The sequence below is a fragment of the Streptomyces sp. NBC_01485 genome (genome assembly GCF_036227125.1).
Classification (GTDB): Bacteria; Actinomycetota; Actinomycetes; order Streptomycetales; family Streptomycetaceae; genus Streptomyces.
Genome location: NZ_CP109435.1, coordinates 5319080 through 5331063, shown reverse-complemented (window position 1 = coordinate 5331063; position 11984 = coordinate 5319080). Strand labels below are relative to the sequence as shown.

The following is an 11984-nucleotide window of genomic DNA, read 5'->3' as shown; positions in this document are numbered from 1 at the left end:
CCGACGCCGACCCGAAGTTGACGACGCCTGAGCCGAGGGTCCTCGTCAGCTCACCGCCGCACGGTTTCAGCTCACCGCCGCGTAGTGCTCGTAGATCTCGTCGTCGTCGAGCGGCAGGATGCCCACCCCGCGCTCGTACTCCGAACGCGCCGTCTCCAGGAGCCGGCGCCACGAGGTCACCGTGGGCCGCCTGCGCAGCAGTGCGCGGCGCTCGCGCTCCGTCATGCCTCCCCACACGCCGAACTCGACGCGGTTGTCCAGCGCGTCGGCCAGGCATTCGGTGCGTACCGGGCATCCGGTGCACACCGCCTTGGCCCTGTTCTGCGCTGCTCCCTGAACGAACAGTTCATCCGGATCGGTAGTGCGGCAGGCAGCCTGCGCACTCCAGTCGGTTACCCAGCCCATACCGGCGCCGTCCTCTCCCGAATCGAGGCTCCCCCACGGCGGCAGCGGCATATTCACCGCTGCCAGTTGAGGACGTTACGGAAGGTGGGCACAGCGCAACACCCCCTTCGGGCCCAGTCTTGAATGGCCCGAACGGACTATGGGTAAGCGGCAGATCACCCGGGGGAGTGAGCCTGCGACATATAGAACTTTCCCGGCAAACGGGACAGTTCAGTTGAGCCACAACGGACGCCGGGTGACACACAAGGCGGATTCGGACACGCACCCACCAAAAAAGTTGGGGAACTTCCGGAACGATTCGGGGTCGCCGGACGTATTGATACGTAGCCCTGCTGTTGTGACAGTTGAGAGCAGCTTAGGCCAAGGCATTGACGTGTGTCCGGCGAATCAGAACGTAGGCTGCCCCCATGCCAAAAAAGCGCTCGGGCGGTGGTCTGTCCCCAACGCAGCAGGCCGCCAAGTTCCTCGGTGTCAGTGTGCTCGCGGGAGCGGTGCTGGCCGGTATCGCCCTACCCGCGTTCGGCGCGCTGGGCCTGGCCGTCAAGGGGTCGGTGGAGTCGTTCGACGAACTCCCGGCCAACCTGAAGACACCGCCGCTGAGCCAGCGCACCACGATCCTCGACGCCGAGGGCGGCCAGATCGCCACCGTCTACTCCCGTGACCGCACGGTGGTCGACCTGAAGAACATCACGCCGTACATGCAGAAGGCGATCGTCGCGATCGAGGACTCGCGCTTCTATGTGCACGGCGCGATCGATCTGAAGGGCGTCCTGCGCGCCCTCAACAAGAACGTGCAGAGCAGCGGGGTCTCCCAGGGCGCCTCGACGCTCACCCAGCAGTACGTGAAGAACGTCTTCGTGGAGGAGGCCGGCGACGACCCGACGAAGGTCGCCCAGGCCACCCAGCAGACCATCGGCCGCAAGATCAAGGAGCTGAAGTACGCGATCCAGGTGGAGGAGGAGCTCGGCAAGAAGAAGATCCTCGAGAACTACCTGAACATCACGTTCTTCGGTCAGCAGGCCTACGGCGTCGAGGCCGCCTCCCAGCGCTACTTCTCCACGCACGCCAAGGACCTCACCCTCCCCCAGGCCGCGCTGCTGGCCGGCATCGTCCAGTCGCCCAGCCGCTACGACCCCGTCAACGACGAGGCCGAGGCCATCAAGCGCCGTAACACCGTGCTGAAGCGCATGGCCGAGGTCGGCGACATCTCCGAGGCCGAGGCCGCCACGGCGCAGCGGGCCCCGCTGGGCCTGAAGGTCACCCAGCCGAAGAACGGCTGCATCACGGCCGTCCAGGGCGCGAGCTTCTTCTGCAAGTACGTCGAGCGCGTCTTCCTCAGCGATCCGGTCTTCGGGAAGACGAAGGAGGAGCGGGCGAAGGTCTGGAACCAGGGCGGTCTGACGATCCGCACGACGCTGGAGCCGCAGTCGCAGAAGTCCGTCCAGGACTCGCTCAAGGACCACGTCTACAAGTCGGACAAGGTCGCCGCGGCCGCCACCCTCGTCGAGCCCGGCACCGGCAAGATCCTCGGCATGGGCCAGTCGAAGCCGTACGGCTACGGCAAGAACGAGACCGAGTACAACTACTCGGTCAACGCCTCCATGGGCGGCTCGAACTACGGCTTCCCGACCGGTTCGACCTTCAAGCCGTTCGTGGCCGCGGCCGCGCTGGAGGAGGGCCGCCCGGCGAACCAGTCCTACTCGGCGCCGTACCAGATGTCGTACCCCGCCTCGGTCCAGACGTGCAGCAGCAAGCCGTGGACCAACCAGGGCAACGACACGCTGGAGAACGAGAGCGAGTCGGAGAAGGGGCCGTACCAGCTGAAGAAGGCCATGGAGCTGTCGGTCAACACCTACTTCGTGCAGATGCTCGCCGACATCGGCATGTGCCCCGTGGTGAAGATGACCGACAAGCTGGGCGTGGTCCAGGGCAACGGCGACAAGGTGCCCGAGGTGCCCTCGTCGATGACCCTCGGCTCCACCGGCCTCTCCCCCCTGACGATGGCCACCGCGTACGCGGCCTTCGCCAGCCGGGGCATGTACTGCACCCCGATCGCCATCGAGTCGATCACCCAGATCGTGGGCGGCACGAAGAAGTCGCTGGAGGTGCCCAAGTCGACCTGCTCGCGCGCGATGAGCGAGAAGACCGCGGACACCATCAACACCCTGCTCAGCGGAGTGACCGACTCCGGTACGGGCAAGCAGGCCGGCCTCTCCGGCCGCGACAACGCCGGTAAGACCGGTACGACGGACTCCCGCAAGAACGCCTGGTTCGTCGGCTACACCCCGAACCTCGCGGGCGCCGTCTGGGTCGGCAGCGCCACCCAGAAGGTCGAGATGACCGACATCACCATCGGCGGCGTCTACCACGGCCAGGTCTACGGCGGCGACACCCCCGGCCCGATCTGGCGGGACGCCATGACCGGCGCCCTGGAGGGCAAGGAAGCCCCGGACTTCAACCTCGTCAACATCCCGAACCCGCCGGCGGCCAAGAACCCGGGCAACGGGAACGGGAACGGCAACAACGACGGCGACGGCAACAACAACGGCGGCACCGGCGGCGACAACGACGACGGCTTCATCGGCGGCCTGCTCACCAACGGCGCGACCAACGGCGGCAACAACGACGGCGGCGGCGCCGGCACCTTCTTCCAGGGCCAGACCAACGGGAACGGCAACGGAGGCAGGCGCGGCTGACCTCGCCGGCTGACAACTGATCAGCGAGCAGCGAACAGACAGCGAACGGCCCCTGCTTCTCGTACGGAGAGATCTCCTCGTACGGAGAGTTCTCCCCGTACGGAGAGGCAGGGGCCGTTCGTCGTGCGAGCCGGGCGGCGTCAGCCCGCGAGCAGCTTCTTGACGATGGCGGCGACGCGGCCGCCCTCGGCCAGACCGGCCACCTTCGGGTTCACGATCTTCATGACGGCGCCCATGGCCCGCGGCCCCTCGGCGCCGGCCGCCTTCGCCTCCTCGACGGCCTGGGCGACGATGTCGTCCAGCTCCTCGTCGCTGAGCTGCTTGGGCAGGTACGTGGCGAGGAGCTCGCCCTCCGCCTTCTCCCGCTCGGCGCTCTCGGCCCGACCACCCTGCGCGAAGGCGTCGGCCGCCTCCCGGCGCTTCTTCGCCTCCTTGGTGATCACCTTGAGCACCTCGTCGTCGGAGAGCTCGCGCTTCTGCGTGCCCGAGACCTCCTCCTTGGTGATCGCGGTGAGCGTCAGCCGGAGCGTCGAGGAGCGGAGCTCGTCGCGCCCCTTGATCGCGGCGTTGAGGTCTTCCTGCAGCTTCGACTTGAGCGTGGTCATGGGTTTGATTGTCGCAGGTGTGGACGGCCGGACGCCCGTTCATTTAAAGGACGATGAGGGGACGACGAGGCGACGACGAGGGAAGCGCGCCGAAAGAGCCGCAGGGGAACGGCACTTAGGGGAAGGCACCAAGGGGCGGTGCGGCAAGAAGCGCCGACGGCGTCTGACACGATGGACGTATGCGCGCGCGATACGGAGTACCTCTGTCCATTGCGGCGGCCGGCGCCGCCGGTCTGGTGTACGCGGCGGGTTTCGAGGCCCGCTCCTTCCGCCTCCGACGGGTGACGGTCCCCGTCCTCCCCGCCGGAATGCGCCCCCTGCGCGTGTTGCAGGTCTCCGACATCCACATGGTCGGCGGCCAGCGCAAGAAACAGCGCTGGCTGCGCTCGCTGGCCGGCCTGCGCCCCGACTTCGTGATCAACACGGGCGACAACCTGTCCGACCCAGAGGGCGTCCCCGAGGTCCTGGACGCCCTCGGGCCCCTGATGGAGTTCCCGGGCGCGTACGTCTTCGGCTCGAACGACTACTACGGCCCGAAACTGCGCAATCCCGCCCGCTACCTCTTCGAGAAGGCCCAGGGCCGCCACGGTCTGAACGGCAACGCACCCGCCGTCGGCGTGATCCACAACCCGTGGGAGGACCTGCGCGACGGCTTCGACGCGGCGGGCTGGCTCAACCTGACGAACACCCGGGGCGTGCTGAAGGTCGAAGGCGTCTCGGTGGAGCTGACGGGACTGGACGACCCGCACATCAAGCGCGACCGCTACGCACGGGTGGCCGGCGGCCCGTCGGCGTCGTCCGACTTCTCGATGGGCGTGGTGCACGCGCCGTACCTGCGGGTCCTGGACTCCTACACGGCGGACGACTACCCCCTGATCCTGGCCGGCCACACCCACGGCGGCCAGCTCTGCATCCCCTTCTACGGCGCCCTGATCACCAACTGCGACCTGGACACGGACCGCGTGAAGGGCCTGTCGACACACACGGCGGAGGGCCGTACGTCCTACCTCCACGTCTCAGCAGGCTGCGGCACGAACCGCTACACCCCGGTGCGGTTCGCCTGCCCACCGGAGGTGACGTTGCTGACGCTGGTCGGGAGGGAGTAGGGGGCAGGGGCAGCGAGGGGCAGACAAAGGGAGGTGCCCGGCTCTCAAGGCAAGGGAGGAGAGGGAGAGGGACCGCGGAGGGCGGAGGGCGGAGGGCGGAGGGCGGAGGGCGGAGGGCGGAGGGCGGAGGGCGGAGGGCGGAGGGCGGTCCCCCGAACGGCTCACCCGCATCGCCCCTTTCATCCCCCGTGCCTAGCGTGAGGGCATGACCGCGCCGATACCCAGGGACATCCCGGATCTGCCCGCGATTCCGCGGACCCACGCGCTCCTGCTCTCCTCCGTCCCCGCCGCGGCGGTGGTGGCCCCCGTACGCCGCCCACTGACCGCCGCCCTCCGTCTGCTGCCGGCCGGCACGGCGACCGCGGGCGTGACGCTCGCGCTCCTGCTCGGCAGCCCGCTGCGGGTCCTCAGCCACTTCGCGATCCAGAGCAGCATCCTGCTGGCCCTGGTCACGCTGCTGTCCGCCCGCCGCGCGTGGACGGCCCGCCGCCCCCTCCCCGCCGCCCTGACCGGCGCCGCGCTGCTCTACGTCACGATCACGGGCTTGGTCTACCACCTGCTCCTGGCGGACGCGGCCGTCCCCTTCTCCCTGACCGGCACGACGACCGCCCCCACCGGCTGGCACCTGCTCGCCGGGCACCTCCTGCACACCGTGACACCGGTGGCCGCCGTCCTGGACTGGCTGCTGCTGACCGCCCCGGGCCAACTGCGCCTACGCCGGGCCGCGACGTGGATGCTCTACCCCGTGGCCTACCTGGCGTTCTCCCTGACCCGCGCCCAACTGATCCACCCCGGCACACCGGGCCGCTACCTCTACCCCTTCTTCGACATCGAGGCCCACGGCTACAAGCACGCCCTGGCCAACGCCCTCCTCCTCGGCCTCGCCTTCTACGCCCTCGCAGTCCTCCTCGTAGCCCTCGACCACGCCCGCCCGAACCCCCTCCGCCACCGCGCCAAAACCGGATTTCGTCTCCAGCCACCGGTGGGCTAAAGTAAACGACGTCGCCGCGACAAGCAGGACAAGCAGCGACATCGGGGTGTAGCGCAGCTTGGTAGCGCGCTTCGTTCGGGACGAAGAGGTCGTGGGTTCAAATCCCGCCACCCCGACAGTAAAACGCCAGGTCAGGGCCGGTGCTGAGAGATCAGCAACGGCCTTGATTTGCGTTGCGGGGCCATTCTGGGAGCCATTTGGGAGCCGACTTCGGGGAGCGGCTCCCCAGCGGCTCCCAGCAAGTGACTCTCCGCCAGCGGCGCAGGACTACCTGGCACGGCTGCACGCGCTCGGGCAAGAGAAGCCCGGCTTCCTGCCTCAGTGATCCACCCACGGCCGCGCGCCACCCACCCGCCAGGACCTCTCCCCAGAGAAATACCTCGAGTGACGCGCTCAGTCACCTTCGTCACCGTAAGCAGTATCGACACGTGCTTGCATTTGAGTTGGCAGACTTCAAGGCCACCCAACGTTACCGGATAGGGCGAATCTACCTAAAGCAGCCGGTCAGGCTGGGCCAACCAGCCTGCGGCACGTGACGCTCTAGCCTTTAAATCTCCCGACCACAATGCAAGGTTGCTTGAGTATCCTTGCATTGTGGATGCCAAACTCTTGGGGCGGTCACCGATCGGCACCTTGGTGCCGATCAACGGCTACGACCCCCGCGCCGGCCGTGACTACCACGCTAGCGCCTACGTCCCGGAGAACCTGCCGGACAAGGTCGAACTCAGCGGGGCAACTCATCTGGCAGTCGCTGAAGCGGCTGCTGCCGTAGCGAGGGCCGATCAGGCGGCTCAGCAGCTACCGAACCCTCGGCTCCTGGTCCGACCTGCCATCCGGCGCGAGGCGGTAAGTACATCTGCCCTGGAGGGTACCTACGCAGCCTTCACCGACGTCCTTGAAGCCGACTTCAAGGACCAAGCCCAGCTAACTGCGTCCGTAGCTGAGGTGCTCAACTACGTCCGCGCTGCCGAGGCAGCCATCGCTTGGGTGAATGAGCGGCCGATCACCCTTGCCATGCTTCAGCATCTCCAAGGAATCCTCGTTCGAGGAACCCCCAGTGAGACTCGTGACGCTGGGCGCGTGAGAACCACCCAGGTATTCATCGGTCTCAACAGCGCCAACGTGGAGGACGCACGCTTCGTACCCGCCCCGCCCGATCACCGACTCCGCGACGGTCTGCTCATGTGGGAGGGGTGGATCAACGAGACCCACCAGATGCACACGCTTGTGAAAATGGCTCTCGGTCACTATCAGTTCGAGACTCTTCACCCCTTCAACGACGGGAACGGTCGCCTGGGCCGCCTCGTGGTGATCCTGCAACTCATGGCGGCAGGCGAACTTCAGCTCCCAATCCTCAACCTGTCGCCATGGCTCGAAGTACGCCGCCGCGCCTACCAAGACCATCTGCTAGAGGTCAGCATCACAGGCGACTTCAATCCTTGGGTCTCATTCTTCTGCCAGGCCGTAAAAGCACAGGCACATGAAGCGACGCGTCAGGTCAGCGGTTTGATCGCGATCAAGCAGGGGTTCATGGACCAACTGCGCACGCTTCGGGCAAAGGGGGTCTCGCTCCAGATCGCAGAAGACTTGATCGGCTACCCGATGCTCACAGTGAGGGATGCGTCTGAGCGTTACAAGGTCACGTATCCAGCCGCCAACCAGGCCGTTGCAAAGCTGGTTGAGTTGGGCATCCTCCAGCAACGGTCCGAAGGAAACTACGGACGGATCTTTGCATGCAACGATGTCTTGAGGGTCATGCAGCTACCACCGCCGCCACACCAGTAACCCTCCGCCCGGACCGTGACCTGCGGGAATTCAGTGACTCAAGGGGGCCAAACGCGGCAGCTTCACGTGTACGCCCTTGGACTGTAGTGGACTGCCCTGGGCACGAACAGCGAGATCAGTAGCCAGCCGTTCAAGGTCACAAGGGGGTTCGACCGCGTTCGGGAGCGTGCCGTGCGCCGCGCTTGCCCCGGGAGAGTCATCCCCACGGCTTGTGCCAAGGAGCCCAGAAACGGTACGACGATCGCCATGCACCCATGGTCTCCGTTAAATGACCGGCAGCTCGCGCTCCTCACCCGCATCGAGGGTGGAAGCGACCCCGTCACGTCGGACAGCCCCGAGCTCGCTCTTACCGCCCGCGCGCTCAAGGAGCGGCGCCTGATCACCATGCCCAAGCAGGGCGGGAAGTGGCAGGCGGAGATCACTGACGCGGGACGCTTCTATCTGGAGCACGGCCATCACCCGGACCGGCCGGAACCGGTTCCGCGCAAGCAGCGGTCAGCGGGTTCCGAGCAACGGACACGAACAGCCCCTCCAGCGCAGAGGCAAGCCCCAGCCTCGTCCACGACGGAGCCAGCACCGCAGCGCACCGCGAAGCCCTCACGGCCGTCGCCGGCGGAAGTCGGCGCCACTTTGATCGCGGAGGTACAGCAGGCTGGGCGGTTCCTCCGGATCCCGAATCCCAGCGCCGAGGAGCGGGCCCGCTACCGCAGAGCGTTCGACGCAGCGCGGCAGTGTGCCCCCGAGGGATACCACCTGAAGTACAGCGGGCGGGCGAAAGGGGACTTCTTCCTCGGGCTGCTCAGGGTGACCGGCGAGGACGAGACCGAGTGGAACCGGATCCGGCTGGCGCGCAGTCGTGTGATCACCGACGTCGAGGACGTGATCGCTGCGGTCACTGCGGACCACAGTGCCTTCGAGATCTCGGAGGACGTCCTTCCCCGGGTGCTCTCGCTGCTCCGACTCCTTGCCGAACAAGCCCTCGCACGCCACGGCGAGATCGCGGTGTCGAAGAAGCGCAGGCAGCCGAGGCCGCTGCTCACCGTCCACGGCAGGACGTACGAGGTCAGCTTCCGCGAACGGCAGAAGCAGGTCCGGTACGTCCCCAAGGAGCCGGGCCGCCGTACGTACGACTGGCAACGTGTCACGCCGGCCCAGAAGTCCGAGGCGTCCGGCGAGCTGGAGCTGCTGGTCAGCCAGCAATCAGGTTCCAGCTACAGCTACGGCTGGAAGAAGGAGTGGGCCGACACGGCCAAGAAGCCGTTGGAGGATCAGATCGGTTCAGTCTTCCGGGCGTTGAAGGCGCGCGCGGAGGAGGAAGAGCGGGCTCGGCTGGAACGTGAGGCGGAGCAGCAGCGCCTGCGAGAGGAGCGGGAGCGGCAGGAGGCTGAGCGCAAACGCCAGGAAGCGGAGCGGGAGGAGCGCGAGCGGCGGGAGTGGGAGGCCGCCGTCAGCGGGGCTTCGAGAAAGGCGGTTCACGCGGTACGGGCCGAGTACTTCGGTACGGCCCTTGAACAGTGGCAGGCCGCAGGGGAGATCCGGACGTTCTGCGCCGCTCTGGATGAAGCCGCCGCCGCGTCGGAAGACGCCCTCGAAGCCGAGAGACTGCGAGAGTGGTCAGCTTGGGGCAAGTCGGAGGCCGACCGGCTCGACCCCACCCTTGGCGGCAAGGGCCTGGCTTCCCTCAACTTCCACGCGGAGCCGACGGGAGATCAACTGCGGCCGTTCCTCGACGGCTGGCACCCAGACCGGCCGGAGAAGGAAAAGAAGCCCGCTACACAGCCGGCGCCGCCCAAGGCGGAGCCAGATCCGTGGCGCGGTCTCATCGACGCACGTCAGGATCAAGGCTGGCGACATGGACCCCAAGGTCGCGCTCAATGGTGGAGGCGATGACGCCGTGGCCGCGGTCGCGTAGGGCCTTGACCGCCTTCTCGACCAGCTCTCCGATCCGGATGACCTCGGCGCGTAGGGCAACCAACTCGTCGTAGCGGTCGGCCTTGTCCTGGCCGCACCACGCCCGGACGGTACGCAGGACGGCCGCCTCCGCGTCCAACTTGCGCTCGTCCCGCCGACTGTAGGAGTACCAGGAGGGCTGGGCACGCTCCTGCTCGATGTTCTGCTGCTTGCGGTCCACCTCCGGAAGGATCTCGTCGGCGAGTCGGCCAGCCACGTGGCGGGCGATGCGCTCGGTGATCGGCCACCCGGCAAGGCACATGCCTTGGCGGTTCTCGTACACCATGGCGTCGCTACGGAGCTCGGCCGCGTCGATGCCGGTGAGTGGTGCCGTCTCGTCAAGGCGGCTCAGCTACAGAACCCCTGCGTCCGCCACGGTTCGGCGTAGGCGCAGCCTGTTCTTCGGGCGGACGAACCCGAGAATCATGCGGGCAGCTTCGAACTCCGTGCTGCCCCGGACGTGGCGGGAGGACTCCACCAGTGCCAACTCCGCCGCGTCGTCCGCGCGGAACGTATCGACATCCGCCCACGGTGCTACGAGAGAGCCGGAACTGACCCACTCCTGCAAGCCGACGGCATCACCTTCGAGAAACCGCACGTGGATCCAGCCAGACCTGCCAGGGCCGCCCACTCGAACGACCTCCACCTGGCGAACCGCGCTACCCAGATCCTTCGGCCTCGCGCGGTAGGCCCAGTGTTCGCCAATCTCCATGTGCCTATTGAGCCAGGCCTGTTGGCCCCGTCACTGGATATTTGCCGTAACTGCCGGAGCGGGCTGACCGCTCCATGTTGACGCTGGGCCGGTGAGGCATCGCGGGAGATGGCTGTGCTCCTGGCGGTGACCGCCAGGAGCACAGCAGCATTCACCGTTGAGGCTCTTCAAGCGCATGCGACTCTCTGCGTGCCCGTAGGAGATCACCGAGTACGCGGACTGGTGACGTGGGGCTCATCGCCAGGCGGGCATCGAGCGCCGTATTCCATTGCTCGGTCAGTCCGAGCATGAGGCGCTTGCGCATGCCAGGGGTGACGTGGGCGTAGCGAGCCGAGACTGAGCCGTCGAGGTGGCCCATGCGTTCGTCCATGAGGACCTTCTCGGTGCCGAGGTCCTCCATCACGGTCCGGTGGGTGTGGCGAAGGCCGTGGGGCGTAAGGCCCTTGGCGATCGGGAGCCAGCAGGCGTCGGCTCGGTCACTGGCGCCGCGTCCTCGGGCCGGGACGCCGGGCCACGGCTCGCCGAGCAGCGGGACGGGGCGGGTCTCCTGCGGTGCCTTCCTCGGGTACCAGCCGGAGACCGCCGGAGTGAACAGCCATGTCGCAAAGCCGTTTCGGCGCCAGTGGGCTGCGTGCTGCGACACCGCGCCGCCCCGCACGAACCCCAGGTCCGCGATGGCCTGCTCCACCCTCACCCGCTTGGCCTCGGTGACGCGGTCGGGGTGGTTGAGGACGTTGGACACCGTGCCCGTGGAGACTTCGGCACGGCGTGCGACGTCGATGAGCTTCGCGCCCTGGTGGCCGCCAGTGCGGGCCGCGCCCTGCCCCTGGAAGACGTAGGTCTTGCCGTGACACGGGCAGGGTTTCGGCTTCGTTCGGGCGACGTGGTTGGCGACCAGGGACGACAGCCAGTCCATCGCATCGATCTTGCGGTAGCTGTCGTCCTTGGGCGGGCAGCGCACGAGCTCGCCGGTGTCGAGTTCGTACAGCTGCCACTCGACGCGGATGGAGCCTGGGCGGGCGAATTCCGTCTCCAGGCCGACGATTTCGCCCCAGCGCATGCCGGTGTACGCCTTGAGGACGACGGCGACGAACTCGTCGTCGCGGCCGGAGAGCAGGGCGGCCCGTTCGGCAGTCAGCAGGATGCCGAGCGGGTCAGTGATGACCTTCTCCGGGCCGCGGTCGCGGGAGCGGCCGGCGCGCTTGCCGCGTCCGCGCCGCCTGGCCGCCGGGTTGGACGTGATCAACCCCTCGTCGATCGCGTCCTCGAAGATCAGGTGGAGCGTCGAGCGCCAGGTCTTGACGCTGGAGGCCGCGTACACGGCCTTCTCCTTCTTCTCCCACAGGGCGACGTCCGTGCGCAGGACGCCGACGAGCGCTTTGTCCTCGAAGTCGGGGAGCAGGTGCTCCTCGATGTGACGCTTGTAGTTCTGCATGGTCGAGGCGGCCAGATCCTGGGCCGCGTACCAGCGGTTCGCGTACTCGCCGAAGGTCTCCTGGCCCAGTGACGGATCGCGCCAGTCACCGCGCCGGTACTTGTTCTCGGCCTCGCTCGCGGCGCGCTGGGCCTCGCCCTTGGTGGCGAACTGGATCGCCTTGCCGTTCTCGTCGACGACCGTGAGGTGCTTGCCGGGCGCCGTCTTGTACCGGCCGCGCCAGTAGTTTCCACGCTTCTCCGCGAAACCCAACTTCCGTCTTCCTCCTTGCTCTTGGCTCGTGGCTGGGTGCGGGCGCG

Annotated in this window: 8 protein-coding genes, 1 tRNA gene and 1 pseudogene; 6 read left to right on the top strand and 4 right to left on the bottom strand. The window is 67.3% G+C overall.

Annotation, left to right across the window (positions count from 1 at the left end):
* Positions 1-66 precede the first annotated feature (66 nt).
* Entirely contained in the window at positions 67-405 is a 339-nt protein-coding gene (gene wblA, locus OG352_RS24210) for a transcriptional regulator WblA (RefSeq protein ID WP_329223942.1), read from the bottom strand.
* A gap of 407 nt (positions 406-812) precedes the next feature.
* Here wblA and OG352_RS24205 point away from each other — a divergent pair, with 407 nt between their 5' ends.
* Positions 813-3101 (top strand): transglycosylase domain-containing protein, encoded by a 2289-nt coding sequence (locus OG352_RS24205; protein ID WP_329219733.1) that lies wholly within the window; start codon positions 813-815, stop codon positions 3099-3101.
* Between the two features lie 140 nt (positions 3102-3241).
* Here the strand turns inward: OG352_RS24205 and OG352_RS24200 are convergent, their stop codons facing one another.
* Entirely contained in the window at positions 3242-3706 is a 465-nt protein-coding gene (locus OG352_RS24200) for a GatB/YqeY domain-containing protein (RefSeq protein ID WP_329219731.1), read from the bottom strand.
* A 179-nt stretch (positions 3707-3885) separates the two neighbouring features.
* On the opposite strand from OG352_RS24200, the gene OG352_RS24195 reads away from it, so the two are divergent.
* The 5 genes from OG352_RS24195 (at position 3886) to OG352_RS24175 (ending at position 9478) form a co-directional block, all read left to right on the top strand.
* Positions 3886-4812, top strand: a complete 927-nt coding sequence (locus OG352_RS24195) for a metallophosphoesterase (RefSeq protein ID WP_329219730.1) — start codon at positions 3886-3888, stop codon at positions 4810-4812.
* A 205-nt stretch (positions 4813-5017) separates the two neighbouring features.
* Positions 5018-5803 (top strand): Pr6Pr family membrane protein, encoded by a 786-nt coding sequence (locus OG352_RS24190; RefSeq protein ID WP_329219729.1) that lies wholly within the window; start codon positions 5018-5020, stop codon positions 5801-5803.
* 42 nt (positions 5804-5845) lie between these two features.
* Positions 5846-5919 (top strand) — tRNA-Pro (locus OG352_RS24185).
* Between the two features lie 478 nt (positions 5920-6397).
* Positions 6398-7588 carry a Fic family protein gene (locus OG352_RS24180; RefSeq protein WP_329219728.1) on the top strand — a complete coding sequence of 397 codons (1191 nt, stop codon included), beginning with the start codon at positions 6398-6400 and terminating at the stop codon, positions 7586-7588.
* 246 nt (positions 7589-7834) lie between these two features.
* Complete coding sequence (locus tag OG352_RS24175) at positions 7835-9478, top strand: PE-PGRS family protein (RefSeq protein WP_329219727.1); 1644 nt, start codon at positions 7835-7837, stop codon at positions 9476-9478.
* Here OG352_RS24175 and OG352_RS24170 read toward each other — a convergent pair.
* Together OG352_RS24170 and OG352_RS24165 are read right to left on the bottom strand one after the other, a co-directional pair.
* Positions 9408-10250: pseudogene (locus tag OG352_RS24170) on the bottom strand (PE-PGRS family protein). The gene OG352_RS24175 and the pseudogene OG352_RS24170 sit on opposite strands and share 71 nt — an antisense overlap.
* A 151-nt stretch (positions 10251-10401) precedes the next feature.
* On the bottom strand, positions 10402-11937 hold the full coding sequence (locus OG352_RS24165) for a LacI family DNA-binding transcriptional regulator (protein WP_329219726.1): 1536 nt from the start codon (positions 11935-11937) through the stop codon (positions 10402-10404).
* Positions 11938-11984 lie beyond the last annotated feature (47 nt).